A 26,301-nucleotide genomic window follows, 5' to 3' on the forward strand; every position below is an offset into this window, starting at 1 on the left:
AGGATTATGGATCAGAACTTAAGACCACGCCGTCTGCGTGGAGGAAATACGATCCGAAAGATGGTAAGAGAGACAAGGATGGACAAGTCTTCACTGATCTATCCGATGTTTGTCATGGACGGAATGAATATCAAGGAGGAGATTTCCTCTATGCCTGGCCAGTACCGCTATAGTGTCGACCGAATGTCCGCTCAGCTGGAACTTTTGCAGCAGGCTGGAGTATCAAGTGTGATGCTGTTTGGAATTCCAGATGAAAAAGACGAAGTCGGGAGCCAGGCATATGCCCGGAATGGAATTGTACAGAGAGCACTTCGTGAAGGAAGACGTCTTTTTCCGGATATGTACTTTATCACGGATGTATGTATGTGTGAATATACCTCACACGGTCACTGTGGGATCTTACATGGAAATGATGTCGACAATGATGAGACACTGAAATATTTAAGTGAGATTGCGCTGTCTCACGTCGAGGCGGGAGCAGATATGGTGGCACCGTCTGATATGATGGATGGGCGTGTTCTGGCGATCCGTCATAAGCTGGATAAAAATGGTCATAAAGACACGCCGATTATGTCTTATGCGGTGAAATATGCGTCAGCGTTTTACGGACCGTTCCGCGATGCGGCCGATTCAGCTCCGTCGTTCGGAGACCGAAAAAGTTATCAGATGGACTTCCACAACAGCCGTGAGGGAATTAAAGAGGCACTCTTGGATGTAGGTGAAGGTGCCGATATTATCATGGTAAAGCCCGCCCTTTCCTACATGGATATGATCAACAAAGTGAAAGAACAGGTCAATGTTCCTGTAGCTGCATACAGCGTCAGTGGGGAATATGCGATGGTGAAGGCTGCAGCTAAAAATGGCTGGATCGATGAGGAGAGAATTATGTGTGAGATGGCAGTATCCACTTATCGGGCGGGGGCACAGATCTATCTCACCTACTATGCGAGGGAACTGGCAAAATGCATGGATGATGGTATCATCGGATAGGAGGTTTGACATGAAGACACATTCAGAACGTTTGTTTGACGAGGCGGTAAGATATATTCCCGGAGGGGTAAACTCGCCGGTTCGGGCCTACCAGGCTGTCGGCATGACGCCCAGATTCATGCAAGGAGCTACAGGGCCTTATATCTTTGATGTGGATGGAAATAAATATATCGATTATATTTGCTCCTGGGGTCCCATGATCCTGGGACACAACGATCCGGAAGTGTTAAAAAGTGTCGTGGAGGCTTGTGAATATGGTTTGAGTCTCGGCACTGCCACTGAGATTGAAGTGTGTATTGCAAAGTTTATCTGTACGAAAATACCGCATGTCGAGATGATTCGTATGGTAAATTCCGGCACGGAGGCAGTGATGAGCGCTGTTCGTGTTGCAAGAGGATTTACCGGAAGAGACAAAATTATTAAATTTGCCGGCTGCTATCACGGTCACAGCGATGCAATGCTGGTCAGTGCGGGGTCCGGAGTCATGACTTCAGGCGTTCCCGACAGTCTGGGCGTGACAAAAGGGGCGACAAAAGACACACTGACAGCGTGCTATAATGATTTGGAGAGCGTCAAAGAGCTGTTGGATGCGAATAAAGATCGGGTAGCAGCCATAATTGTGGAGCCGGTAGCCGCGAATATGGGTGTGGTTCTGCCAAAACCTGGATTTTTGGAAGGACTTCGGAAACTTTGTGATGAGACAGGTTCCCTTTTGATCTTCGATGAGGTGATCACGGGGTTTCGTCTCTCCTTTGGCGGGGCTGCAGAGTATTTTGGAGTACGCCCAGATCTTGTCACCTATGGGAAAATCATCGGCGGAGGAATGCCGGTAGGGGCATATGGTGGAAGGCGGGATGTCATGAGTTTCGTATCTCCGGCAGGAGACGTTTATCAGGCAGGAACTTTGAGCGGCAATCCAATAGCGATGGCTGCAGGAATGACACAGCTGCAGATCCTTTATAATCACAAGGATAAATATAAGGAGCTAGATCGCCTCGGTGTGAAACTTTACGGTGGAATGGAAGAACTTTGCCATCAGTATGATCTTGAAGCACACGTAAACTATATTGGATCTCTGGGAAGTTTATTCTTCACACAAGAAGAAGTCATTGACTACGATTTGGCGAAAACAGCAGATACAAAAGAATTTGCAAGATACTTTGCCTTCATGCTGGAACAGGGGATTCATCTTGCTCCCTCACAGTTTGAGGCGATGTTCCTGTCCTGCATGCATACCGATGCGATTATTGATGAGACATTAAATATATTCGAGAGATACCTGAACGATACAAAGATTGTTTAAGTGCTTTGCATAGAGCATAACTTTCGACTTAAACAAACATAAGAATGGAGAAGAGAGATGGCCGCTTTAACTATTAGTGCTAAAGAAGAAAAACGTCTGAAAGGACTTGGATTATTAAACAATAAAGGAACAGACAATTTTTCGGCAAGGATTATAACGATAAATGGAAAAATTACAGCAGAACAGATGAGAGGAATCAGTGAGGCGGCAGAAAAATACGGAAATGGTATGGTGACATTTACAACAAGGCTCTCGATCGAAGTACAGGGAATTCCTTATGATAAGCTAGATGAGTTTCAAAAAGATATAGCGAACTACGGTCTGAAGATCGGAGGCACCGGTTCAAAGATCAGGCCGGTTACCAGCTGCAAAGGAACCGTCTGCCACTACGGACTGATTGATACATTCGCACTGTCAGAGGAAATTCATCACAGGTTTTTTGAAGGTTACGGAGATGTCAGACTTCCCCATAAATTTAAGATTGCGGTTGGCGGGTGCCCGAACAACTGTGTAAAACCTAATCTGAATGATGTCGGCATTATCGGACAGATGGTACCGGTTTATGAAGAGGATCTGTGCAAGGGCTGCAAAAAATGTAAAGTCGAAGACGTATGTCCGGTCAATGCACCGAAAGTAGTGAACGGCAAGATGCAAATTGACGAGAATATCTGCATTCACTGTGGACGCTGCGTAGGTAACTGTCGTTTTGACGCAATTAAGACTGGAAATCAGGGATATAAGATCTACATAGGAGGCCGATGGGGTAAGCAGATCTCAATCGGGCGTGAACTGGACAAAGTGTTCTTTGACAAAGAAGAGGCATTAGATGCGATTGAAAAGACGATTCTTCTCTACAAGGAACAAGGTAAAACGGGAGAGCGTTTTTCACAGACGATTGAAAGACTCGGATTTGACACTGTTCAAAAACAGATCATTTCCTAGATCTTGGCAATAATCATGCAGAAAGGATATTTTATGGAAGAAAAAGCAAAATTTCGCTTTGCCGTCATGGGAGCTGGCCACATATCCCATAAATTTTGTGATGCAGTAAGTCTGATCGATGAATGTGAAATCACAGCGATCGCCAGCAGAGATCTGAAGAAAGCCCGCAAGGTAGCACATAAGTATGGTATTGCAGCGGCTTATGACAGTTACGAACAGATGTTGATTGATGAAAAGCCGGATGCAGTCTATATTTCAGTTACCACGAATGCTCACTATGACCTTGCAATGCTCTGCATGGCTCATGACACACCGATCCTCTGTGAAAAAGCGATGTTTCGAAGTGCATGTGAGGCCGAGGACGTGTTTCGCCATTCCAAAGAGCAAGGTATCTTCGCGATGGAGGCGATGTGGAGTCTTTTTCTGCCAAATATCCGTCAGGCAAGACAATGGATTGAAGAAGGGAAAATCGGAGATATCACCCTTGGAAGATTCGATATCGGATTTCAGGCGGAGAAAAACCCAAAGAACCGCTTTTACAATCCAGACCTTGGAGGCGGTGCATGCTATGATATTCTGGTCTATGCCTATGATATTTTGACCTGGCTGATTGGACAGCCGGTACAGGGGACATCCGTTCAGGCAGTGTATACGAATGACGGAGTGGACAAGACAGATATTGTCCAGCTGGAGTTTCCAGATTGTATGGGCGTGCTGACTGCGACCTTCGAAGCAAATCTCGGCGATCAGGAACAAGCTGTCGTCTATGGCAGCAGAGGTAAAATTGTGATTCCCCATGCACATCACGGGAAGGAATGTTGTCTTTATGTGGAAGGTGAAGAGCCAGTAACATGGAAAGATGACAAGACAATCAATGGATTCGTATATGAGATACAAGAAGTGATGAGCTGTATCGAAAGAGGGGAGATTGAGAGCAGCACCGTACCACATGAGATGACTATGAGGACGTCGCTTCTCTTTGATAAAATATATGAATAGGTTTTCGAGAAAAAAGCGTTGCCACAAGATAGGAATGGTCAGCGGCAAAGTCTTAATTAACAGCTTAAACATTGTGAGTTGTTTTATTTAACTATTGGTGATATACTTACAAAGACACAAACGACATATCGGGCTTGTATCATATAATAAGCCGCGAACCACTCAGTTATTTTGGAGGAAAAGATAAAGTGAATACTTTAAAAACTGAAAAAAGAAACATGGAAGTCAAAGCTAAAAGACTTAGACGTGAAGGATTTGTAACAGGAAATATCATTGGCAAGGAAATCGATGGATCCATACCGGTACAGATTCCGCAGCTGGATGCAGAGAAACTGATCAAGTCCGGTGGTAAAGGAAGTCAGGTAAAACTGGATGTTGATGGACAGATATATAATACTCTGATTAAAGATGTTGATTATAATGCCTTAAGACATCAGATCTATGAAATTGATTTTCAGGCATTGGTTGCAGGTGAAAAAGTTAATTCCGTTGCAGAGATCATACTGCTCAATCAGGATATGATCAATACAGGTGTTCTTGAGAGACCGACTACGGAAATCGCTTACCGTGCAGTTCCAGATGCATTGGTTGAAAAGGTGGAGGTTGATGCCGGTCGTCTGAAGCTCGGCGACAACATTTTGGTGAAAGACCTTGAAATTGCATCCAATAAGGATATTGAAATTCTTACAGATCTTGATGCAGTTGTTGCAACTGTTTCTGCAGTAAAAGAAGAGCCAACTCCCGAAACGGATGAAGACGCAGCAGTAGATACAGAAGCTGCTCCGGAAGCATAATTAGAATCTTCTTAAAATAGAGTCAGGCGTTTTTGCCTGGCTCTATTTTTGACTTATTGGAGAAAGATGGTGGTAAAGGAATAGAGGGCAAATAAGTCATCTATACATATTTTAGATTAATAGGAGGAAGTCAGTAGTTATGGGAAGAAATTTAACTGAATTACATCCACGCCTGCAAGAAAAGGTTGCGCAGCTACAGATACTGTGTGCAAAGGAAAACCTATTGCTTGGCATCGGCGAATGCTTTCGGACAGCTGCGGAGCAAAATGAATTATATGCTCAAGGCAGAACTAAAGCGGGTGCAATCATTACCAACGCACCGGGATCGAGTTACAGCTCACAACATCAATGGGGGATCGCGTTTGATTTTTTCAAAAATGTGCGCGGTCATGAGTACGATGACAATGCATTTTTTACCCGTGTTTCGCAATTGGGTAGGACAATTGGCCTGGCTTGGGGCGGAGACTGGCACAGCATCGTGGATAAACCGCATTTGTACCTCCCGGACTGGGGATCCAATACGGGTATCCTGAAAAGTACGTATGGAACCTTTGAGAGTTTCAAGAAAACCTGGAGGAAAGCATCAATTACTCCGATTAAACCGGCTCAGCCAGTCGTGGAACCCCCCTGGAAAGCGACAGGAACTGCGACCTGTGGCGGAGATGGGGTCAGAGTGCGTATGATTCCGAATGGCAATGTGATCTTACAGTTAAACAAGGGTCAGCGATTTGAGGTCAATGGAGAAACGTCTGGAAAATGGGTAAAAATTAAGGCGCAGAACACGATCGGATGGATGCACAGCAATTACGTAAAATACGACAAACTTATCCTTAAAGAGGACGGCAAGTGGGGTGCAGATACGACCAGACGAGCACAGCAGATCTTTGGTTTGCCACAGGACGGCGTTATCAGTAACCAATTAAACTTCTATAAATCCATATGTCCCGGGATTTTATCCGCACAGTGGAGTAATGCAAAAAAGGGCGGATCACAGCTTGTACGTGCAATGCAGGCATGGTTAGGTATACCACAGGACGGATACATCGGACCGGTATTTATAAAGGCTTTGCAAGGAAAAATGGGCAAGCGTCAAGATGGCGTATTGTCCAATCCGAGTCAATGCATTACTGCTTTTCAGCATTGGTGCAATCAGCAGTCTTAATAAATGTGTTCCGCTAGTAACACGTTAGTAACAAATTCTAAAACCCCTTAGTATAGCAAAGTTTCCGAAAACTTCCGAAACTCCTATAGATAAGCAAAGGAAGAGCCTGGCAGGGGAGCTGCCAGGCTCTTCGAGGGGAGTATAAATAATTAATAAGGGGTTATTAATTGTAAAAAAAATTTTTTGAAGGGTAAATTCTTTTTACATTGGTAATTATAATACATAATTTGGAAAATTGCAACAAATTAATTATGTGAATAATCTCTAAACATTTGCTCCGATTTTCGGTAAAAGTACTATTTTCGAAATGCTTTTCGGCTGAATCCGGGTATGGAGATCAGAATTGGGTATAATGATATGGACAGAATCAGTCCGGATATTCCCTGAATGAGATTTGCCGGTATGCTGGCCAGCGCTCCTTTGACTCCATAAAAAAACATTTCAAAAAGATAATACCCTCCGCTGATAACTGCCATATCAATAAGTCCGCACAAAAAAACTGCGAGATAACAGGATTTACGGGACTTGGCGAGGTATTCATAGACATATCCGCATAGCAGTGCTGTGATGCCCTTTATTAAAAAAGTGGCAGGTGAATAGAAAAAATATCCTCCGATAATATCGGCCATAGCAGAACCAATTCCGGCAGATAAAGAGCCATACATGGGGCCTAAGAAGATTCCGGATAAAATTACGATGGAATCTCCAGGATGGATATAACCGCCCGTTCCGGGCGTTGGTATCCTGATAACCATTGTGGCGATACAGGTCAACGCTGCAAAGAGTGCAGCATAAATTAAATTTTTAAATTTTTTGTCCAAAACACGAAACCTCCTTGGTACAGTATTACCGCAAAAATCAATTTTTTGCATATACACAGTATAACGCAGAAGAATTGATTTAACCAGCACGTGACAAATTTTTCATGAATTATTTTTTGATCTTTAAGCATACTAAGAGCGTAACATCATAAAAGGAGGAAACAAAACTATGAGTAAGAATTATAGTAGCAATAACTACAGCAAAAATAACGCTAATAATGCGTATAACACAAGCAATGAATCCAATGCTTACAACACAAGCAACGAATCCAATTCGAATGCGTATAATACAAGCAATGAATCCAATGCGAACAACTGTGGAAGCAACGCAACATCAAAGAACTATACTTCAAAGAACACAACATCCAAGAACTATACTTCTAAGAATGCGACTTCAAAAAATGCAACATCCAAAAATGCTTCAAACAAGAATACAACTTCTAAAAATTCTTACAACGGCACAAACAAGAATGCATATGAATCAGATGCATTCGATGACAGATACTAAATAACAGCAAATTCTTAAATGGTGAATGACAAAGGCGGACTCTTTGCTTATTGCAGGCGAAGGGTTCGCTTTTATGACTTTTGAACTCAGTGTATCATAGTATAATAAAAAGAGGTTTGATGATATGAGATGTCTGGGGATGATTTCTGCTGACGAAGTGGATCGGTACATCGATCACCCGGATGTATTGATAATAGATTTACGTTGCCAGGAAGAATATATGCAGATGCATATTGAAGGAGCCTGTAATATTCCTTACGATGAGTTTGAATGCTTATGTTTGCCGCGAGATAGACTAATTGTGCTTTATTGTGATCGTGGGGCAGCCAGCCTTATTAAGGGAAGGGAACTCGCCAGATGTGGATATCGTGTGCAGTCTGTCACGGGGGGGATCCATGCATACAGGGGGAGACATCTGGTCAAGGGAGAATAAGATGCAGGACAGCAAAAGGGCAGTAAACTCAATCGAAGCCAGGATTCTTTGATTACTGTTCTTTTTGCTGCCATATTTAAACCCTTTAAAAGACCTTGTCGAGTTTTGAATTTTACTGTATACTATTTCTATGTATTCATTGACTTTATAAGACACGAAAGGATTGATTCATCTATGAAATATATGATAGCTTCGGATATTCATGGATCCGCATATTACTGCAGGAAGATGCTGGATGCTTACAAGAAAGAAAAGGCAGACCGGCTGGTACTTCTTGGGGATCTTTTATATCATGGTCCGCGCAATGATCTGCCGAAAGATTATGCTCCAAAGCAGGTGATTGCCATGCTTAATGAGAATAAACATGATATATTGGCGATCCGGGGAAACTGTGATGCCGAGGTAGACCAGATGGTACTGGAATTTCCAATTATGGCGGATTATGGTGTCTTAATTGATGAGGGCAAAACCTTCTATCTCAGCCACGGGCATATCTATAATGAAGAACATATGCCGCCACTGCAAAAAGGTGATGTATTTCTCTATGGGCATACGCATATACTTCGGGCCGAAGATAAAGATGGACAGGTTTATTTGAATCCGGGAAGTGTATCCCTGCCAAAAGAAGGGAATGTACCAAGCTATGCGGTGTTGGATCATGGTACATTTTCAATCAGGGATTTTGACGAGAACACGATCAGACAACTGGAGATTTAGATGAAACAGATTATATTTGCAACGGGAAATTCAAATAAAATGGTTGAAATCCGAGAAATTTTGGAAACACTTAGTATTCCTGTGATTTCCATGAGGGAAGCTGGAATTGAGATGGATGTTGAAGAGAATGGCTCCACGTTTGAAGAGAATGCACTGATTAAGGCGAGAGCAGCTGCCTCGGCCGTTCATGACAGTGATACCTATGTACTTGCAGACGATTCGGGATTGGAGATTGACGTTCTAAATAAGGAACCAGGCATTTACTCAGCAAGATATATGGGAAAAGATACTTCTTACCACATCAAGAATCAAAATTTGCTCGAAAGAATGAAAGGGGTACCCAATAAAAAGAGAACTGCAAGGTTTATATGTGCCATTGCAGCTGTCTTGCCTGATGGATCAGAGATTACCACAAGAGGGGTGATCGAAGGCAAAATCGGTTATGAGGAACGTGGAGAGCGTGGATTTGGATACGATCCTATCTTCTATCTCCCGGATATGAGCAGAAGTACGGCTCAGCTTTCGCCGGATGAAAAGAATGCTATCAGCCATCGAGGAAGAGCATTGCAGGAAATGAGAAGAAAATTACAAGAAATCTGTTGACAAGGTAAACAAAAGATTGGTGAGGTGTAGGATGAAGATTTTAATTGTAAGTGATACACATGGCCAGGCGGAAAATTTATTGAGAGTACTTGACAGACAAGGACCAGTCGACTGCCTGATTCACTGCGGGGATATTGAAGGCCAGGAGAATTATTTTCGCACACTTACAGATGGCCCCTGCTACATGGTTGCCGGCAATAGTGACTGGGGGACAGACCTGAGAAGAGAACTGGAGTTTTCTCTGGATGACTACCGGGTATATCTGACACATGGGAACCAATTTGGAGTTTCTCTGGGAACGAAGCAGCTGAGAGATGAAGCAAAAAGCCGCAATATGCAGTTCGCAATGTTCGGACACACGCACAGACCGCTGATCGAGGATGCGGATCATCTGGTACTTATGAATCCCGGTTCATTAAGCTATCCCAGACAGCTGGGACGAAAGCCCAGTTATATTGTAATGGAGATTGACAAAAACCATGAGGCACATTACCAGATCCGCTATCTCGATTAATGGCGGAAGTTTTCAGAAATCTAAAAAAAGTGTTGACATTCCTCAGATGCTGTAATATACTATATCTTGCGTCAAGCGCTTTTGGTAGTTTTCGGGGTGTGGCTCAGCTTGGCTAGAGCGCCTGGTTTGGGACCAGGAGGCCGCAGGTTCAAATCCTGTCACCCCGATTACCGATTACATGCGGGTGTAGTTCAATGGTAGAACACCAGCCTTCCAAGCTGGATACGTGAGTTCGATTCTCATCACCCGCTTACGTGTTTGTAGCTCAGTTGGATAGAGCAACGGCCTTCTAAGCCGTGGGTCGGGGGTTCGAATCCCTTCAAGCACGTTTGGCTTTCTGCCAGTGAAAACAGTCGTTTTCATTTTCTAATAGTTATATGGTGGGTATAGCGCAGCTGGTCAAGCGCGCCAGATTGTGGCTCTGGAGACCATGGGTTCAAATCCCATTACCCACCCTGCCGTAGATGGCGAACGTTGGGCTATCGCCAAGCGGTAAGGCACAGCACTTTGACTGCTGCATACGCTGGTTCGAATCCAGCTAGCCCAGCTGATACAGGGAGCATTAGCTCAGGTGGTAGAGCACTTGACTTTTAATCAAGTTGTCCGGGGTTCGAATCCCCGATGCTTCATAAAAGCAAGTCTGTGAAGGCTTGCTTTCGTTATTACAGGAGAAGTATTTTTTAATATCGATTTGTTCTTAGGTCAGCGGTCATGGCGGAATTGGCAGACGCGCAAGATTTAGGTTCTTGTGTTACGACGTGAGGGTTCAAGTCCCTCTGACCGCATTTTATAACAAATGTATTGAGGTCTTTCGAATTTTTTGTTATACTAAAGATAAGATATCGCAATGAGCGCAGTAATTCATAAGTATCATCACTGAAGACATTAAGACATCATGCAGTAAAAGGAATCCTTTCATGAAAATCTCTTTGAATACTATCCCCAAAGATATGAAACCAACATCATTAATTAATCGAATAAAGGAGTTTAAATATGACAAAAGCGCAATATGAGTCTTTGCAGCTTGGAAAACTAAAAGAATTGGCAAAAGCCAGAGGCATGAAAAGAATATCGACCTTGAAAAAACAGGAGTTGATACAACGTATGCTTGAAGAAGACGAAAAAGAAGAGAAAAAAGCAGATTCCGGCGCACAACCGACAACAGAGACTTTACAAAGCCCGCAGGAGACACAGACGGTACCTAATACACAGGAAGCAAAACCATCAGCAAGAAAAGAAAGTTTGAATACATCTCAGGATTCTCCCAAAACACAGAGCCACAGTCCGCATGCACCTCGGGTATCACATGCGACACCGAACTCACATAATCTACATCCATCACCGAATCAAAATACACAACAAAATTCTCATGATTCACAAAATGACCGTACAACACAAAATCCTCATCAAAGACCGGTAAATGATGGCGAAGAACACTCAAAAAAAGATTTTGAAAGACTGGACAGCGGCGAAGAAGTAGGGGGGATTTTGGAAGTAATGTCTGACGGATATGGATTCATCCGTTCTGATAATTTCCTTCCTGGTGAAAATGACGTCTATGTCGCACCATCACAGATTCGCAGATTTCATCTCCGGACCGGGGATATTCTAAGAGGGAATACCCGAATTAAGTCGTTAAACGAAAAGTTTTCAGCTCTGCTTTATGTCAAATCGATTAATGATCTTCCGCCGGCTATGAGTATCCGAAGAATGAATTTCGAAGATATGACACCTATTTTTCCAAATAAGAGAATATATCTGGAACGCCCGGACGGGACTATGGCTATGCGTATTGTAGATCTGGTGAGTCCTATCGGAAAAGGACAGCGCGGAATGATTGTATCCCCTCCAAAAGCAGGAAAGACCACGCTTCTCAAAGATGCTGCAAAATCCATCTTAAAAAATAATCCTGAAATGAACCTGATGATTGTACTGATCGATGAAAGACCGGAGGAAGTGACAGATATTAAAGAGGCGATCTCAGGTCCGAACGTGGACGTGATTGCATCTACCTTTGATGAACTGCCGGATCATCATAGAAGAGTATCAGAGATGGCGATTGAGCGTGCGAAACGTCTCGTGGAAAGCAAAAAGGATGTGGTCATTTTCATAGACAGTATCACCAGACTGGCCCGTGCTTACAATCAGACTGTACCACCGAGCGGAAGGACATTATCAGGAGGTCTGGATCCGGCCGCACTTCATATGCCAAAACGATTTTTCGGGGCAGCCCGTAATATGCGTGAGGGAGGAAGTCTGACGATACTTGCCACCGCACTTGTGGATACTGGAAGCAAGATGGATGATGTGGTATACGAAGAGTTTAAGGGAACTGGAAATATGGAACTGGTTTTAGATCGAAAACTTCAGGAAAAGAGAGTATTTCCTGCTATTGATGTTGTTAAATCGGGAACCAGAAGAGAAGATCTTCTTCTTTCCAGTGCAGAGCAGGATGCGGTGAACATCATACGAAAAGCATTAAACGGAATGAAGTCTGATGAGGCTGCGGAAAACCTTATGAATATCTTTGCCCGTACCCGGACAAATGAGGAAGTTGTGGCTAGAATTCGCAGGAAAAGGATTATCTAAAACCACTTGCATAAAAAAATAAAACATGCTATAATTTATTAGCTATTTAAATTAGAAGTAATGTGGCAGTTGCCGCAAGTAGATAACATATCGTAGAAGAGGTGAAAGAAATGAAACAAGGAATCCATCCGGCTTACCATCAGGCAACCGTTACCTGCAACTGTGGTAATACATTTACAACAGGATCTACAAAAGAAGACATTCATGTTGAGATCTGTTCCAAATGTCATCCGTTCTTTACAGGACAGCAGAAAAATGCAGCGGCACGCGGACGTATTGAAAAATTCAATAAGAAATATGGTATCAAATAATAGATATTGCATATTGAGACTTGGGTTGAGGTTGGAAAATCTCAGCCCCTTTTCTTATAAAAAGTTCATCCGAGAGCTGTCAGGGTGGACAGACAGGACATCAATCCGGATAGTAAAGGAAACAGATTATGAAATCATCTAATATCGGCGGTCAGGCTGTTATGGAAGGAATAATGATGCGTCACGGGGATTCTTATTCCATTGCGGTTCGAAAACCAGATCATGAAATTGAGGTCAGGGTAAAACCATACCAGAGCCTGATTCAGAATAAAAAAATATTAAGCCTTCCGATTATCCGTGGGGCAATAAGCTTTTTCGATTCTCTAATTATTGGAACAAAGTGCTTGATGTATTCGGCAAGCTTTTTCGAGGATGAAGAAGAGGATGATAAGGAGAAAGCAAAAAAAACGGAGGAAGAACAGAAAAGGCAGGAAAAATGGCTTATGTATGGCACTGTGGGGTTTTCCATTGTGCTCTCGGTGGCCATATTTATGATGCTTCCGTACTTCCTCACGAATCTGCTGCGGCATTTGATATCGTCTCATGTCATTCTATCTCTTGTGGAATCAGTGGTGCGAGTTGCAATCTTTCTTTTGTACCTGTTTATAGTTTCGCATATGAAAGATATACAGAGGACGTTTGAGTATCACGGTGCGGAACATAAGTGTATTAACTGTATTGAGCACGGCCATGCACTCACAATTGAAAACGTCAGGGACAGTTCAAGAGAACATAAACGCTGCGGAACTAGTTTCCTGTTCTATGTGATGATTGTAAGTGCCATATTATTGATGTTTGTTCGTGTGAATTCTCCCGTACTTCGTATCGTGGTGAGACTGCTTTTACTTCCAGTAATTGCAGGCATATCTTATGAAATTATCCGAATGGCAGGCCGCAGTGACAATAAGTTTGTTAATGCATTAAGCAAACCAGGGCTGATGATTCAGCACATGACAACTCGTGAGCCGGACGAAGAAGAGATTCAGGTTGCGATCGAGGCGGTGGAAGCAGTCTTCAACTGGAAGACTTATCTGGCAGAGAATTTTGATTATGACATAGAAGACGGTGAGGGGAAAAAATCATTTTCCGAAGCGTATGAGTGAAAAGATAGAAGTACTGACTTCGCTGAAGTCCTGGAAAGAATATGGTGAAATTACTCTGAGGATGGCTGGGATCCCTGATTATAAAGTGGATGCCTGGCTTTTGATGGAGTATGTATGCAATATTAATAAGAGCTATTACTATCTGCATATGGACCGCCCTATGGATAAATCCGATGCAATAGAATATCAAAAACTGATTGACAGAAGATCCAGACACGTTCCGCTGCAGTACCTGACGAGAGAAGCCTGGTTCTATGATCAGCCGTTTCTTGTAAATGAGGCGGTTTTAATTCCCAGACAGGATACGGAAACTCTGGTGGAAGAATCGTTAAAATACCTGAAACCCCACAACAGTGTCCTTGATCTTTGTACTGGAAGTGGCTGTGTAATCCTTACACTGATTCGGCATGCGTCTGTGATTGGAACAGGAAGTGACGTGTCAGAAGAGGCACTTACAGTGGCAATGGAGAATGCCAATAGACAAAAAGTGAATAATTGTGCGTTCATCCTCAGTGATCTCTTTGACAAGATCAATGGAACCTACGACATGATCACGGCCAATCCGCCTTATATTCCGACAAAGGATATCAAAGGTCTCATGAGGGAAGTCAGTGAACACGAACCAATTCTGGCATTGGATGGACATGAGGATGGCCTGTATTTCTATAGAAAGATTGCAGATGAGGCACGTGGATATCTGAAAAGCGGAGGGCGCCTTGTCATGGAGATCGGATACGATCAGCCAGATTTGGTAAAGGATATATTATTTCAGAATGGATATAGAGATATAAAGATAATCAGAGATCTTGCCGGACTTCCGCGCGTGATGTCAGCAAGGTGGTCATAAAATAAGTAAAGGAGAACCTAATGTTTGATAAACTAGACGATATTTCAATTCGCCTGGAAGAAATTTTGCGTCAGTTAGCCCAGCCCGACGTGGCCGCTGATTCGGCCAGATTTCAAAAGTTAATGAAAGAACAGGCGGAATTGCAGCCAATTGCAGATGCCTATCAGGAATATAAGAACAACCGTCAGGTCATCGAGGACAGCATCTCCATGTTGGAAGGCGAAAAGGATGATGAAATGCGTGAAATGCTCAAAGAAGAGCTGTTCGATGCAAAAAAACAGACGGAACAACTTGAGGACAAACTGAAGCTCCTGCTTCTTCCGAAAGACCCGAACGATCACAAGAATGTCATCGTTGAAATCCGAGCAGGTGCCGGAGGAGATGAGGCGGCGCTGTTTGCAGCCGAAGTCTATCGTATGTATGTTAAATATGCTGAAAACCGTAACTGGAGGACAGAGATGATCAGTGTGAATGAGAATGGAATTGGAGGCTTTAAAGAAGTCACATTCATGATTAACGGTACTGGCGCATATTCCAGGATGAAGTATGAGAGTGGTGTTCACAGGGTACAGCGTGTACCCGAGACCGAGAGCGGCGGAAGAATCCACACGTCCACAATTACAGTGGCGATCATGCCAGAGGCAGAGGAAATAGATTTTCACCTTGACATGAAGGACTGCAAGTTCGATGTGTTCCGTGCATCTGGAAATGGCGGTCAGTGTGTCAATACTACAGATTCAGCTGTGCGTCTGACTCATATACCGACAGGGATTGTTATATCTTGCCAGGATGAAAAATCACAGCTCAAGAACAAGGACAAAGCCTTAAAGGTTCTGCGTTCCCGCCTTTATGATATGGAACTTGAGAAGCAGCATGATGCAGAGGCCGAGGCAAGGAGAAGCCAGGTCGGATCGGGTGATCGTTCGGAAAAGATCAGAACGTATAACTTTCCACAGGGAAGAGTGACCGATCATCGGATCAAACTGACACTTCACAAACTTCAGGAAGTATTAGACGGAGACTTGGATGATCTGATCGACAGTTTAATTGCCGCAGATCAGTCCGCAAAACTCAGCAGTCTGGAAAATACTGCATGAATTCTCGACACGAATAAGTAGGAGAGGGAAGCAAAAAAAGATAAAGCATGAGGAGAGAGATATCATGAAAAAAACATCATTGGTGATTATGGCAGCCGGAATTGGCAGCCGTTTTGGCAAAGGAATTAAACAGCTGGAACCAGTGGGGCCATGTGGAGAGGTGATCATGGATTATTCGATACACGATGCGCTGGAGGCAGGATTTAATAAAGTAATCTTTGTAATTCGAAAAGATCTTGAAGAGGATTTTAAACAGATGATCGGACACAGGATTGAACAGCTGACAGAGGTGCAATATGCTTATCAGGAGTTGGATGATCTACCAGAAGGATTCGAGAAACCAAAAAAGAGAACGAAGCCCTGGGGGACAGGGCAGGCGGTTCTCTGTGCAAAAGATGTTATTCATGAACCGTTTGCCGTCATTAATGCTGATGATTATTATGGAAAAGAACCCTTTGTGAAGCTGCACAAGGACCTGACTTGCGAGCATACTATAGAAAAGGGTGTTCACCCTGTCAGCATGGCTGGATTTGTGCTGGAAAATACACTCAGTGACAACGGCGGAGTGACCCGTGGGGTCTGTACGACCGATGAACGGGGGAATCTGATAGGAATCAATGAAACCTCCAATATTGTAAAGACAGCTCAGGGTGCTGCAGTACAGGACGAAAAAGGCTTTACTCCACTCGACCCCGAATCCTTGGTGTCCATGAATATGTGGGGACTGCGGCAGGAGTTCTTGGATGAACTTGAAGAAGGATTTGCCGAATTTTTAATAAATCATAAGGATGATGAAAAGACAGAATATCTTCTGCCAACCTTTATTGATGAACTTCTACATAAAGGCAGGGCACAGGTAAAGGTATTAAAGACCACTTCCAATTGGTTTGGAGTTACATATCAGGAAGATAAAGATTCAGTAAAAGACGCATTTTGCAGGCTGATTGCAGACGGCATCTATGACAAAAACCTGTACGAAAACAAAGTTGAAGCTTAAAAAGAAATTATAACTATAGGGAGATCAAAATCATGGGAAAATATTTTGGTACGGACGGTTTCCGCGGGGAAGCTAATATCGATTTGACAGTAGAGCATGCATATAAAGTAGGGCGTTTTCTGGGCTGGTATTTCGGAAAAGATCACAAGGCGTCTATTGTGATTGGAAAAGATACTCGTCGTTCCAGTTATATGTTTGAATATGCTCTTGCTTCGGGACTTACTGCTTCCGGTGCAGATGCCTGTCTGCTTCATGTGACTACTACACCGAGTGTGTCATATGTTGTGAGAACTGAGAATTTTGACTGTGGAATCATGATTTCAGCCAGCCACAATCCATATTATGACAATGGAATCAAGGTCATAAACGGACAGGGGCAGAAGTTGGAATCAGAGATTGAAGAGCAGATAGAGAATTACATCGATCAGGAAGAACCAAAGGTTCCATTTGCAATAGGGAAAGATATCGGGAGAACCATCGATTTCTCAGCGGGAAGAAACCGCTATATTGGACATCTGATCTCGATTCCGACGCGTTCGTTTAAAAATATCCGTGTTGGTCTGGACTGTTCGAATGGCAGCTCCTTTTCCATTGCAAAAAGTGTTTTTGATGCAGTAGGTGCAAAAACATACGTGATCAGCAACAATCCGGATGGTACAAATATCAACAAAGACTGTGGTTCTACTCACATTGAAGCTTTACAGCAGTTTGTAAGAGATAATCAGTTGGACGTAGGGTTTGCCTATGACGGAGATGCGGATCGCTGTATCGCTGTTGATGAAAAAGGTGAAGTCGTGGACGGCGATATGATTATGTTTATCTGTGGAAAGTACTTGAAAGAGCAGGGAAGATTAGATCAGAATACGATTGTCACAACAATTATGTCAAACCTGGGACTTTACAAAGCATGTGACCGAGAGGGGATTCGTTATGAAAAAACGGCTGTCGGGGATCGCCATGTATGTGAGAATATGATGGCAAACGGCTATTCTCTGGGCGGAGAGCAGTCGGGCCATATCATATTCAGCAAACATGCTTCGACAGGCGACGGGATTCTGACATCTTTGATGGTTATGGAAGTAATTCTTGAAAAGAAGACTTCACTTCATACACTGGCAAAAGAAATCACGATATATCCGCAGTGCCTGAAGAATGTGAAAGTAGCCGATAAGAAGGCGGCAAAAGAGAATTCAGCTGTTAAAAAAGCGATTGCAGAGGTGAAACAATCACTTGGGGGGGAAGGAAGAATCCTGGTCCGTGAAAGCGGAACGGAACCTGTAATTCGTGTGATGGTGGAAGCTGCAGAGGATGCGCTGTGTGAAACCTGCGTAGATCAGGTAATTGAAGTAATGAGACAAGAAAACCTGATAATTTCAGACTGAGAAATTTGTATGGAGAAAAAACTTTGAAGAAACGAAGGATCCTTACGGTCTTAAGCAGTCTGCTCATCTTTATGTCAGCCTGCGGACCGAAAGATTATACCGGTGCATATGACTTGGGTGTGAAATCATTAAAAGAGAATGATTATAATACAGCACTTGCGAGTTTTTTAAAAGCCAAGGAAGATTCTGAACTGGAAGTAGAATCCAGCCGCATGATAGGAATTACCTATCTGAAAATGGGAGACTATAAGAATGCAGTCACTTATCTTGATGACTGCCGAAATAAGCTTAGATTTAAATCTGAGGAGTTCGAATGTGATGTGATGTATTATCTCGCTGAGGCCTGCGAAGGCAGTGGAGATACGAAAAGAGCAATAAAACTTTACAGCCGCCTGATCAAAGAACATGATGATGCAGATGCCAGCTTTATGAGGGGCAGGATTTATCTCGGGCAGAATGAGGAGAAAAAGGCCAAAGCTGATTTCAAAGCTTCGCTTGCAAAGAACCCTGGATATGACAATTATATCAGAGTCTATTTGATTTATGCGGGCAATAACCGTGAGGCAGATGGTGCGGCATATCTGGAAGAGGCTGTTAAAAAAGAACCCAGGGGAGCAGAGGAACAGTATGAGCAGGGACGTATCTTATATTATCTGCAGGATTATGATAAAGCGTCCAAAGTCTTGAAAGAAGCGGTCGATGAGGGAGTCGATGAGGCTGTCTGGCTGCTGGGACAGATTTATCTGAAGAACCAGAATCAGGTATCCGCGCGAAAATTGTATCAGCGGTATCTCGACGAAAACAAGGATTCGGCAGCCGCTTATAATGGTCTTGCACTCTGTGACATTGCAGATAAAAATTATGATGATGCACTCTCTGACATACAGACAGGCCTTGAAAAGGCAGATAATAAAGATAAGGAGAACTTGTTGTTTAATGAGATTGTCGTCTATGAAAATAAACTTGATTTTAAAACAGCGAAGGAAAAGATGAACGTCTTTGTGCAGCAGTATCCGGAAAACGAGACGGCCGTTCGCGAAAACTTGTTCCTTCAGAGCCGTTAAAAGGAGGAGATATGGAAGATCTTTTTGAATCTGAAAAAAGAAAAGAACGTGTGATTCTTGTCGGTGTAGCAGGCCAGGGGCAGGAGGAAAAAGTTTATTGGTCTATGAAAGAACTTGCAGAACTTACGAATACTGCCGGTGCCGAGGTGGTTGAACAGGTCGTGCAGAACCGGGAATCAATTCATCCTGGAACGTATGTGGGGAAGGGAAAGATTGATGAGATAAGGCAGATGCTGTATGTAAGGGAAGCAGATGGTATTATCTGTGACGATGAGCTTTCTCCGGCTCAGATGAAAAATCTGGAAGATGAACTGGAATGCAAGGTTATGGACCGAACACTTCTGATTCTGGATATCTTTGCATCCAGAGCAAAAACCAGTGAAGGGAAGATCCAGGTTGAGCTGGCCCAGTTGAAATACCGTCAGGCAAGGCTTGTGGGGCTACGTTCTTCTTTGTCCAGACTGGGTGGAGGAATCGGAACCAGAGGACCGGGAGAGAAAAAGCTGGAGATGGACCGCCGTCTGATTACAGACCGGATCGCTGCTCTTCGAAGAGAACTGCAAGAAGTCCAAAAACATCGGGATCTCATTCGGGAAAAGAGAAAGAAAGGACAATTAAAGGTCTGTGCCATTGTAGGATATACCAACGCCGGGAAGTCTACACTCCTCAATGTGATGACAGATGCAGATGTTCTGGAGGAAGATCAGTTGTTTGCAACGCTTGATCCTACGACTCGTGTGCTGGATCTTCCGGGAGGACAGCAGGTATTGCTGACGGATACCGTTGGCTTTATTAATAAGCTGCCCCATCATCTGATTGAGGCATTTCAGGGCACCCTGGAAGAAGCAAGGTATGCGGATATTCTGATTCATGTTGTCGATGCATCGAATCCACAGATGGAACAGCAGATGCAGGTGGTATATGATACCTTGAAACAGCTTGGTGCACAAGATAAGACGGTACTGACTCTGTTCAATAAGCAGGATAAAAGAAATCCGGAAGAGCATAATTTTACAGATCCCCATGCGGATTATATACTGAAAACCTCATTGAAATATCTAAAAGGCCCGGATCAGATCAAAGGCACTCTGGAAGAAATTATAAAATCACAGCAGATCTTTATCGATCGGCTATATTCTTACACAGAGGCATCTAAGGTAGCTTTGATCCGATCCTTTGGACAACTGGTTTCGGAAGAGTATCTGCCGGAGGGCATAAAAGTACAGGCCTATGTGCCAAAGGAACGGTATGGGAATATCTGATTTATGCTTTCAGTCTCCGTATTGTGGGCAGATAAAAGGAAAGATAGCTGCTCCCCATGACCAGAATGACAAGGATTAGATTCAGGATACTATTTCCGGCCATGAATCTTCCCAGGATCGCATCGGCAAAAAAACTAACTCCTAAAGCGATCATGAGCAGGCCTGATGGCTTTAAGATACACTGCATGGCATTGAACGAAAAACGGGCGCTTTTTTTCAGAAAGATTACATTTAAAACACTGGAGACAAGTTCACTGAACAGAAGACCCCAGAGGTATCCTTTGACGCCGAATGACGGAATAGCAAACAGCACAAACAGGATTCGGATGGACAATCCTGCGATGTTCTGATAAAAACAAAGACGCGTTTTTCCCAGACCATTCAATATACTGGTCAGGGTGGAATTCAGATACAAAAACGGACTGATAAATCCCAGGATCTGCAGATATTTGCCGGCCTCTTCATTTTGAAAAAGAAGTGTTCCGATGGCATTACCGTAGGCGCAGAAGACACCGACTGCAAAGATACCCAATATAAGACAATACTTTATCGTGACTTCGATCGTTTTTTTTACATTTTCATCATTTCCAGCGGCCTGGTCTTCGGCAACACTTGGAAGCAGCATAACCGCCACTGAACTGGTCAGGGCACTTGGGAAGAGGACCATGGGAAGAGCCATGCCGGTTATAATACCATAAGTTGCGAGCGCCTGGTTGTTGGATAAACCACACAGGCGCAGCCTGCTTGGAATCAGGACGGCTTCCACACTGTGCAGCAAGGTGATGCAGATTCTGTTTGCCGTGAGCGGATAGGAGAGTGTAAAAAGCTCCTTGAAGTTCTTTTCAGCCTCGCTGAGGTGAAAATGGTAATTATATTTGGAACACTCCCAGGCAATTGCAATCAAAGTGAACAAGCTGGCACCAGCTTCCCCTGCAAGCAGTCCAATTACGGTCATTATTGCGTCCGGCTTTATTCCCCGACTTATCATGATCTGATATACGAGATAGGAAGAGAGGACTCTGATAAGTTGTTCCAGGAGCTGGCTGGCTGACGGAATTCCTGTCTTTTTTCGAGCGTAATAATAGGAAATGATACAGGTATGTATCGTAGACACAGGAACTGACAGCGCAAGGATGTCGAGCATCCTGGCAGTTTCCGGTTCACCCAGAATATGTATGGCGATAAAATTCGAAAAAATACGGATGAGACATGCAGCCAGGACAGAGAGACAGACACAAAAACCTGTTCCGACGAAAAGCACATCAAATCCGCCCTTCTTGGATCCTACGGCATTTTTTGCCGCAATGGTTCTGGACATGATTGTCTGGAATCCGCCGATACATATGGCCGCACACAGAAAGGAGACGGGCGATAAAAGCTGATAAATCCCCATACCCGTGGCACCGATTGTATGTGACAGGAATATTCTATAGAAGAACCCTATGATTCGGGTTAAAAAGCCTGTTCCGGTGAGAATTATAGTACCCAAGAGCAATGTTTTTTTGCGTGACATCATACACCTGATTTTTATATACTTAGAATAAATGTATGTCGGAGCGGGCCTTGACAGAACCTGATTGCGGTGATACTTTATAATGGATTAAAGGAGATTGACAGCATGATTTATTTAGATAACGCAGCTACAACCAAGACGGCACCGGAAGTAGTAGATGCCATGATTCCGTATTTTGGCGAACTGTACGGCAATCCTTCCAGTATCTATGAAATCGCAGGAAAGAGCAAAGAAGCGGTGGATAAAGGAAGAAGCCAGATTGCGGACGTACTAGGTGTCTCTCCGGAGGAGATCTACTTTACCGCGGGCGGAAGTGAGTCCGATAACTGGGCGATTATAGCCGCGTTTGAGTCTTGCAAATCAAGAGGAAATCACATAATCACGACGAAAATCGAACATCACGCCGTTCTTCATACTTGCGAATATCTGGAAAGGGAAAGAGGAGCAAAGGTCACTTATCTGGATGTGGATGAGAAGGGTATGGTGGATCCGAAAGAACTTGAACGTGCTATTACTCCCGAGACAATACTGATCTCGGTGATGTATGCGAATAATGAGATCGGTACGATCGAACCAATTCAGGACATCGGGAAAATAGCTAAGGAACATGAGATCCTTTTTCATACGGATGCCGTACAGGCATTCTGTCAGGTCTCGATTGATGTTGCTGCATGCAACATAGATATGCTTAGCTCCAGTGGTCATAAGATTAACGGGCCGAAAGGGATCGGCTTTTTATATATCAGAAGGGGCGTAAAGATACACTCCCTTATCCATGGCGGAGCGCAGGAGAGAAAACGACGCGCAGGTACGGAAAATGTCCCCGCAATTGTTGGATATGGTGTGGCTGCCAGCCGTGCATGGAACTCTATGGAATCCAGAACAAAGAAAGAAGTTCAGCTGCGCGATTATATGATCGACAGAATTCTGAGAGAGATTCCATATTGTCGCCTAAATGGAGATCGTGTGCGTCGTCTTCCAAATAACGTAAATATCAGCTTTCAATTTGTAGAGGGTGAATCCCTCCTGATTATGCTTGATATGGAAGGGATTGCAGCATCCAGCGGATCCGCCTGTACATCGGGAAGCCTGGATCCGTCTCATGTATTGCTCGCCATTGGTCTTACGCATGAGACTGCACATGGGTCACTTCGCATGACATTGGGAGAAGATACGACAAAGGAAGACATTGACATCACTGTAGAGAAGATAAAGGCAATCGTTAAGCGGCTCAGAAGCATGTCGCCACTTTACGAAGACTTTATGAAGAAGCAACATTGAAGCAGCAAAAGAAAAAGAGGATTAGTATTAAAATGTCGAAGAAAGTAGTGGTAGGAATGTCAGGAGGAGTGGACTCCTCTGTGGCTGCCTATCTTTTAAAAGAACAAGGCTATGATGTGATCGGAGTTACCATGCAGATCTGGCAGGATGAGGACGAATGTTCACTGGAAGAAAATGGGGGATGCTGTGGCCTCTCTGCGGTTGAAGACGCCAGAAAGGTGGCTCGGGTTCTTGATATTCCTTACTATGTCATGAATTTTAAAGAGGAGTTTCAAAGGGATGTCATAGAGTATTTTAAATATGAATATCTCCATGGAAGAACGCCAAATCCGTGTATTGCCTGTAATCGTTATGTGAAATGGGAAGCCCTCCTGCAGCGGAGCCTTGCGATTGGGGCGGATTACATTGCCACCGGTCATTATGCACAGATCGCACACCTGCCAGGTGGACGATATGCGATTCAGAATTCGGTTACATCTGCAAAAGATCAGACATATGCTCTGTATAATCTGACGCAGGAACAACTGGCCCGCACATTGATGCCGGTTGGAGCTTATCATAAAGATCAGATTCGTGAAATAGCAAGTCAAATCAGGCTTCCGGTCGCACATAAGAAGGACAGTCAGGAAATCTGTTTCGTCCCTGATCATGATTACGCTTCATTTATTGAGAACGAGACGGGAAAAGAGATGCCGGAGGGCAATTTTGTAGATACATCCGGTCGGGTGATCGGCAGACATCACGGAATTACACACTATACTGTCGGACAGCGAAGAGGACTTGGGATTGCCGCTGGGAAACGTATCTTCGTATTAGAGATACGCCCGGAGACGAATGAAGTCGTGATCGGGGACGAGTCGGATGTGTTCTCGCATACGGTACGCGCGGACAAGTTGAATTTTATGGGAATTGAGGACCTTCCGATAGGAAAATCCATGGATTTTACAGGAAAAATCCGCTATGGACATAAGGGGGCATCCTGTACGGCTAAAAGGACAGGAGAAGATGAGCTCACCTGTTATTTCCCGGAGTCGGTAAGGGCTGTTACGCCGGGACAGGCCCTGGTACTTTATAAAGATGGATATGTAGCGGCGGGAGGAACAATACTATGATAGCTGATTCACATATGCACACGAGTTTTTCCACAGACAGTGAAGCACCAATGGAAGAGATGGTTCAAAAGGCCATCGAGCTTGGTCTTGACAATATCTGCTTCACGGATCATTATGACAAAGATTTTGGAGGAGACTTTCACCAGATGGGTGAAGAAGAGGCGTTTCAGCTCGATACAGAGTCTTATCTTCGAAGCATCGAGCGAGTGCAGGAGAAGTATGAAGGACTCATTGAGATTCGTGCAGGTGTTGAGCTGGGGCTGCAGCTGCATTTGAAAGAATGGCTTTCAAATTATGTGAATGAATACCCTTTTGACTTTGTCATAGGCTCTATGCATCTTCTGGATGGAAATGATCCTGCGATACCAGGCAAAATCCCAGAAGGCAGTCAAAAGGAACTGCTCCGCAGATATTTTGCAGCAACGGCTGAAAATCTTGACAGCTTTCATGGTTTTCAGAGTCTGGGTCATATGGACTATCTGTCCAGATACCTGGATGAGGAGGCTGGTGCCTATAATTATGCCGATTACAGTGATGAGATTGATGCCATTTTGAAACAGCTGATCAAGTATAACGTGGCTATGGAAGTAAATACTGGAGGGTATCGTTCCCGTCAGGACAAGTCGAATCCGAAAGAAGATGTACTGAAAAGATATAGGGAACTTGGCGGGGAACTGATTACAATCGGTGCGGATGGGCATACTCCCAGACAGATCGCTTTCGGTTTTGACCGGGTATCGGAACTGCTCTTAAAATGTGGATACAGATATTATGCACTTTACAGGCAGAAAAAACCAGAATTTATGAATCTGGTATTGTAATTTTGGTTAAAATTAGGTAGAATGTAAATAGGTTGATGTTTCTTTAACAATCTGAGAAACTCAATGAAATCAAAACACTTTAGGAGGAATAAAAATCATGGCAGTAAAAGTAGCAATTAATGGTTTTGGACGTATCGGCCGCCTTGCTTTCAGACAGATGTTTGGCGCGGAGGGATACGAAGTCGTAGCTATTAACGATCTGACATCACCAAAGATGTTGGCTCATTTGTTAAAATATGATTCATCACAGGGAAAATATACATTGGCTGATAAAGTAGAATCGGATGACGATTCCATCACCGTAGACGGACAGAATATCAAAATTTATGCATTCCCGGATGCAAATAACTGCCCATGGGGCGAACTTGGAGTTGATGTAGTTCTCGAGTGCTCAGGATTCTACACATCAAAAGAAAAAGCTCAGGCACATATCAATGCTGGCGCTCGTAAAGTTGTTATCTCTGCTCCGGCAGGAAATGACCTGCCAACAGTCGTTTACAATGTAAACCACGAAACTCTGAAACCGGAAGACACAATCATATCAGCTGCTTCCTGTACAACAAACTGCCTGGCTCCTATGGCAAAGGCACTTAATGAACTTGCACCCATTAAATCTGGTATCATGTGCACAATCCATGCTTATACAGGGGATCAGATGATTCTTGACGGACCGCAGAGGAAAGGCGATCTCAGAAGATCTCGTGCAGCTGCAGTAAATATCGTTCCTAACAGCACTGGTGCTGCAAAAGCCATTGGCCTTGTTATTCCTGAATTAAAGGGCAAACTGATCGGTGCTGCTCAGCGTGTACCGGTTCCGGCTGGTTCTACAACACTGTTGAATGCAGTTGTTGAGGGCGATGTAACTGCTGAACAGATCAATGAAAAGATGAAAGCTTCTTCTGACGAATCCTTTGGATACAACACAGATGAAATCGTATCCAGTGATATTCTCGGCATGACTTTTGGATCATTGTTTGATGCTACACAGACTATGGTTCTTCCTCTCGGGAATGGAACAACTCAGGTGCAGGTAGTTTCATGGTATGACAATGAGAATTCTTATACAAGCCAGATGGTTCGTACAATCAAATATTTCTCAGAGTTATCATAAATAAAAAACAAGATCCATAAGGGGT

Annotated in this window: 26 protein-coding genes and 7 tRNA genes; 31 read left to right on the top strand and 2 right to left on the bottom strand. The window is 43.7% G+C overall.

From position 1 onward, the window contains the following. Positions 1 to 6: 6 nt before the first annotated feature. The 6 genes from hemB (at position 7) to INP51_RS03285 (ending at position 6,190) form a co-directional block, all read left to right on the top strand. Positions 7 to 990, top strand: coding sequence for a porphobilinogen synthase (gene hemB, locus INP51_RS03260; RefSeq protein ID WP_193736315.1), 984 nt, complete (start codon positions 7 to 9; stop codon positions 988 to 990). A gap of 10 nt (positions 991 to 1,000) precedes the next feature. Further along, the gene (gene hemL / locus INP51_RS03265) at positions 1,001 to 2,293 is read left to right on the top strand and encodes a glutamate-1-semialdehyde 2,1-aminomutase (protein ID WP_193736316.1); all 1,293 of its coding nucleotides are present in this window, start codon (positions 1,001 to 1,003) and stop codon (positions 2,291 to 2,293) included. Positions 2,294 to 2,350: 57 nt separating this feature from the next. After that, on the top strand, positions 2,351 to 3,235 hold the full coding sequence (locus tag INP51_RS03270) for a 4Fe-4S binding protein (protein ID WP_193736317.1): 885 nt from the start codon (positions 2,351 to 2,353) through the stop codon (positions 3,233 to 3,235). A 33-nt stretch (positions 3,236 to 3,268) separates the two neighbouring features. Further along, positions 3,269 to 4,234, top strand: coding sequence for a Gfo/Idh/MocA family protein (locus tag INP51_RS03275; protein WP_193736318.1), 966 nt, complete (start codon positions 3,269 to 3,271; stop codon positions 4,232 to 4,234). Positions 4,235 to 4,422: 188 nt separating this feature from the next. Beyond that, positions 4,423 to 5,028, top strand: coding sequence for a 50S ribosomal protein L25 (locus tag INP51_RS03280; RefSeq protein WP_193736319.1), 606 nt, complete (start codon positions 4,423 to 4,425; stop codon positions 5,026 to 5,028). Between the two features lie 139 nt (positions 5,029 to 5,167). Continuing rightward, a complete protein-coding gene (locus INP51_RS03285) occupies positions 5,168 to 6,190 on the top strand; it encodes a M15 family metallopeptidase (RefSeq protein ID WP_193736320.1) in 1,023 nt (340 codons plus the stop codon). A gap of 296 nt (positions 6,191 to 6,486) precedes the next feature. On the opposite strand, the gene INP51_RS03290 is transcribed toward INP51_RS03285, so the two are convergent. Then, entirely contained in the window at positions 6,487 to 7,011 is a 525-nt protein-coding gene (locus INP51_RS03290) for an ECF transporter S component (RefSeq protein ID WP_230406866.1), read from the bottom strand. A gap of 169 nt (positions 7,012 to 7,180) precedes the next feature. Here INP51_RS03290 and INP51_RS03295 point away from each other — a divergent pair, with 169 nt between their 5' ends. The 21 genes from INP51_RS03295 (at position 7,181) to hflX (ending at position 20,438) form a co-directional block, all read left to right on the top strand. Beyond that, positions 7,181 to 7,519, top strand: coding sequence for a hypothetical protein (locus INP51_RS03295; protein WP_193736321.1), 339 nt, complete (start codon positions 7,181 to 7,183; stop codon positions 7,517 to 7,519). A gap of 124 nt (positions 7,520 to 7,643) precedes the next feature. Further along, positions 7,644 to 7,952: a rhodanese-like domain-containing protein gene (locus INP51_RS03300; RefSeq protein WP_193736322.1), complete on the top strand. Its 309-nt coding sequence runs from the start codon at positions 7,644 to 7,646 to the stop codon at positions 7,950 to 7,952. Positions 7,953 to 8,126: 174 nt separating this feature from the next. Beyond that, positions 8,127 to 8,669, top strand: coding sequence for a phosphodiesterase (gene yfcE, locus INP51_RS03305; protein ID WP_193736323.1), 543 nt, complete (start codon positions 8,127 to 8,129; stop codon positions 8,667 to 8,669). Continuing rightward, positions 8,670 to 9,272 carry an XTP/dITP diphosphatase gene (locus tag INP51_RS03310; protein WP_193736324.1) on the top strand — a complete coding sequence of 201 codons (603 nt, stop codon included), beginning with the start codon at positions 8,670 to 8,672 and terminating at the stop codon, positions 9,270 to 9,272. It begins immediately after the preceding gene. 31 nt (positions 9,273 to 9,303) lie between these two features. Then, on the top strand, positions 9,304 to 9,786 hold the full coding sequence (locus tag INP51_RS03315) for a metallophosphoesterase family protein (protein WP_193736325.1): 483 nt from the start codon (positions 9,304 to 9,306) through the stop codon (positions 9,784 to 9,786). A gap of 92 nt (positions 9,787 to 9,878) precedes the next feature. After that, a tRNA-Pro gene (locus INP51_RS03320) sits at positions 9,879 to 9,953 on the top strand. A gap of 13 nt (positions 9,954 to 9,966) precedes the next feature. Continuing rightward, positions 9,967 to 10,037, top strand: a tRNA-Gly gene (locus INP51_RS03325). A gap of 3 nt (positions 10,038 to 10,040) precedes the next feature. Beyond that, a tRNA-Arg gene (locus tag INP51_RS03330) sits at positions 10,041 to 10,114 on the top strand. A 52-nt stretch (positions 10,115 to 10,166) separates the two neighbouring features. Beyond that, a tRNA-His gene (locus tag INP51_RS03335) sits at positions 10,167 to 10,241 on the top strand. A gap of 20 nt (positions 10,242 to 10,261) precedes the next feature. Further along, positions 10,262 to 10,333, top strand: a tRNA-Gln gene (locus INP51_RS03340). 9 nt (positions 10,334 to 10,342) lie between these two features. After that, a tRNA-Lys gene (locus INP51_RS03345) sits at positions 10,343 to 10,415 on the top strand. A 76-nt stretch (positions 10,416 to 10,491) separates the two neighbouring features. Beyond that, positions 10,492 to 10,571: transfer RNA gene (locus INP51_RS03350), tRNA-Leu, on the top strand. Between the two features lie 208 nt (positions 10,572 to 10,779). Beyond that, complete coding sequence (gene rho, locus INP51_RS03355; RefSeq protein WP_193736326.1) at positions 10,780 to 12,375, top strand: transcription termination factor Rho; 1,596 nt, start codon at positions 10,780 to 10,782, stop codon at positions 12,373 to 12,375. Positions 12,376 to 12,485: 110 nt separating this feature from the next. Next, positions 12,486 to 12,686: a 50S ribosomal protein L31 gene (gene rpmE / locus INP51_RS03360; RefSeq protein WP_193736327.1), complete on the top strand. Its 201-nt coding sequence runs from the start codon at positions 12,486 to 12,488 to the stop codon at positions 12,684 to 12,686. Positions 12,687 to 12,814: 128 nt separating this feature from the next. Further along, positions 12,815 to 13,789, top strand: coding sequence for a DUF1385 domain-containing protein (locus INP51_RS03365; protein ID WP_193736328.1), 975 nt, complete (start codon positions 12,815 to 12,817; stop codon positions 13,787 to 13,789). Further along, on the top strand, positions 13,782 to 14,636 hold the full coding sequence (prmC, locus tag INP51_RS03370; RefSeq protein WP_193736329.1) for a peptide chain release factor N(5)-glutamine methyltransferase: 855 nt from the start codon (positions 13,782 to 13,784) through the stop codon (positions 14,634 to 14,636). The genes INP51_RS03365 and prmC overlap by 8 nt, the downstream gene beginning before the upstream one ends. Positions 14,637 to 14,656: 20 nt before the next feature. Further along, entirely contained in the window at positions 14,657 to 15,733 is a 1,077-nt protein-coding gene (gene prfA, locus INP51_RS03375; protein WP_193736330.1) for a peptide chain release factor 1, read from the top strand. 64 nt (positions 15,734 to 15,797) lie between these two features. Next, complete coding sequence (locus INP51_RS03380; protein WP_193736331.1) at positions 15,798 to 16,730, top strand: sugar phosphate nucleotidyltransferase; 933 nt, start codon at positions 15,798 to 15,800, stop codon at positions 16,728 to 16,730. Between the two features lie 32 nt (positions 16,731 to 16,762). Then, a complete protein-coding gene (gene glmM, locus INP51_RS03385; RefSeq protein WP_193736332.1) occupies positions 16,763 to 18,112 on the top strand; it encodes a phosphoglucosamine mutase in 1,350 nt (449 codons plus the stop codon). A 23-nt stretch (positions 18,113 to 18,135) separates the two neighbouring features. Next, entirely contained in the window at positions 18,136 to 19,176 is a 1,041-nt protein-coding gene (locus INP51_RS03390; protein ID WP_193736333.1) for a tetratricopeptide repeat protein, read from the top strand. 11 nt (positions 19,177 to 19,187) lie between these two features. Further along, positions 19,188 to 20,438 carry a GTPase HflX gene (hflX, locus tag INP51_RS03395; RefSeq protein ID WP_193736334.1) on the top strand — a complete coding sequence of 417 codons (1,251 nt, stop codon included), beginning with the start codon at positions 19,188 to 19,190 and terminating at the stop codon, positions 20,436 to 20,438. A 1-nt stretch (position 20,439) separates the two neighbouring features. On the opposite strand, the gene INP51_RS03400 is transcribed toward hflX, so the two are convergent. Further along, positions 20,440 to 21,954 (bottom strand): putative polysaccharide biosynthesis protein, encoded by a 1,515-nt coding sequence (locus INP51_RS03400; RefSeq protein WP_193736335.1) that lies wholly within the window; start codon positions 21,952 to 21,954, stop codon positions 20,440 to 20,442. A 93-nt stretch (positions 21,955 to 22,047) separates the two neighbouring features. Between INP51_RS03400 and nifS the strand changes: the two genes are divergently transcribed. The 4 genes from nifS (at position 22,048) to gap (ending at position 26,276) form a co-directional block, all read left to right on the top strand. Further along, positions 22,048 to 23,232, top strand: coding sequence for a cysteine desulfurase NifS (gene nifS, locus INP51_RS03405; RefSeq protein ID WP_193737226.1), 1,185 nt, complete (start codon positions 22,048 to 22,050; stop codon positions 23,230 to 23,232). A 20-nt stretch (positions 23,233 to 23,252) separates the two neighbouring features. Further along, the gene (mnmA, locus tag INP51_RS03410) at positions 23,253 to 24,344 is read left to right on the top strand and encodes a tRNA 2-thiouridine(34) synthase MnmA (RefSeq protein ID WP_268885824.1); all 1,092 of its coding nucleotides are present in this window, start codon (positions 23,253 to 23,255) and stop codon (positions 24,342 to 24,344) included. Next, positions 24,341 to 25,165, top strand: coding sequence for a histidinol-phosphatase HisJ family protein (locus INP51_RS03415; protein WP_193736337.1), 825 nt, complete (start codon positions 24,341 to 24,343; stop codon positions 25,163 to 25,165). Before mnmA ends, INP51_RS03415 begins: the two co-directional genes overlap by 4 nt. Before the next feature lie 97 nt (positions 25,166 to 25,262). Further along, positions 25,263 to 26,276: a type I glyceraldehyde-3-phosphate dehydrogenase gene (gene gap / locus INP51_RS03420; protein WP_193736338.1), complete on the top strand. Its 1,014-nt coding sequence runs from the start codon at positions 25,263 to 25,265 to the stop codon at positions 26,274 to 26,276. The last annotated feature ends 25 nt before the right edge of the window (positions 26,277 to 26,301 follow it).

The organism is Blautia liquoris, from assembly GCF_015159595.1.
GTDB lineage: Bacteria > Bacillota > Clostridia > Lachnospirales > Lachnospiraceae > Novisyntrophococcus > Novisyntrophococcus liquoris.

What these genes read in the sequence shown, in the direction of transcription:
- yfcE (WP_193736323.1), top strand. Translation starts at nt 8,127, where the DNA reads ATGAAATATATGATAGCTTCGGATATTCATGGATCCGCATATTACTGC.
- INP51_RS03415 (WP_193736337.1), top strand. Translation starts at nt 24,341, where the DNA reads ATGATAGCTGATTCACATATGCACACGAGTTTTTCCACAGACAGTGAA.
- hemL (WP_193736316.1), top strand. Translation starts at nt 1,001, where the DNA reads ATGAAGACACATTCAGAACGTTTGTTTGACGAGGCGGTAAGATATATT.
- INP51_RS03275 (WP_193736318.1), top strand. Translation starts at nt 3,269, where the DNA reads ATGGAAGAAAAAGCAAAATTTCGCTTTGCCGTCATGGGAGCTGGCCAC.
- hflX (WP_193736334.1), top strand. Translation starts at nt 19,188, where the DNA reads ATGGAAGATCTTTTTGAATCTGAAAAAAGAAAAGAACGTGTGATTCTT.
- rpmE (WP_193736327.1), top strand. Translation starts at nt 12,486, where the DNA reads ATGAAACAAGGAATCCATCCGGCTTACCATCAGGCAACCGTTACCTGC.
- INP51_RS03365 (WP_193736328.1), top strand. Translation starts at nt 12,815, where the DNA reads ATGAAATCATCTAATATCGGCGGTCAGGCTGTTATGGAAGGAATAATG.
- INP51_RS03400 (WP_193736335.1), bottom strand. Translation starts at nt 21,954, where the DNA reads ATGATGTCACGCAAAAAAACATTGCTCTTGGGTACTATAATTCTCACC.
- gap (WP_193736338.1), top strand. Translation starts at nt 25,263, where the DNA reads ATGGCAGTAAAAGTAGCAATTAATGGTTTTGGACGTATCGGCCGCCTT.
- INP51_RS03310 (WP_193736324.1), top strand. Translation starts at nt 8,670, where the DNA reads ATGAAACAGATTATATTTGCAACGGGAAATTCAAATAAAATGGTTGAA.
- INP51_RS03295 (WP_193736321.1), top strand. Translation starts at nt 7,181, where the DNA reads ATGAGTAAGAATTATAGTAGCAATAACTACAGCAAAAATAACGCTAAT.
- INP51_RS03300 (WP_193736322.1), top strand. Translation starts at nt 7,644, where the DNA reads ATGAGATGTCTGGGGATGATTTCTGCTGACGAAGTGGATCGGTACATC.
- INP51_RS03285 (WP_193736320.1), top strand. Translation starts at nt 5,168, where the DNA reads ATGGGAAGAAATTTAACTGAATTACATCCACGCCTGCAAGAAAAGGTT.
- INP51_RS03380 (WP_193736331.1), top strand. Translation starts at nt 15,798, where the DNA reads ATGAAAAAAACATCATTGGTGATTATGGCAGCCGGAATTGGCAGCCGT.
- rho (WP_193736326.1), top strand. Translation starts at nt 10,780, where the DNA reads ATGACAAAAGCGCAATATGAGTCTTTGCAGCTTGGAAAACTAAAAGAA.
- INP51_RS03270 (WP_193736317.1), top strand. Translation starts at nt 2,351, where the DNA reads ATGGCCGCTTTAACTATTAGTGCTAAAGAAGAAAAACGTCTGAAAGGA.
- hemB (WP_193736315.1), top strand. Translation starts at nt 7, where the DNA reads ATGGATCAGAACTTAAGACCACGCCGTCTGCGTGGAGGAAATACGATC.
- INP51_RS03315 (WP_193736325.1), top strand. Translation starts at nt 9,304, where the DNA reads ATGAAGATTTTAATTGTAAGTGATACACATGGCCAGGCGGAAAATTTA.
- glmM (WP_193736332.1), top strand. Translation starts at nt 16,763, where the DNA reads ATGGGAAAATATTTTGGTACGGACGGTTTCCGCGGGGAAGCTAATATC.
- prmC (WP_193736329.1), top strand. Translation starts at nt 13,782, where the DNA reads ATGAGTGAAAAGATAGAAGTACTGACTTCGCTGAAGTCCTGGAAAGAA.
- prfA (WP_193736330.1), top strand. Translation starts at nt 14,657, where the DNA reads ATGTTTGATAAACTAGACGATATTTCAATTCGCCTGGAAGAAATTTTG.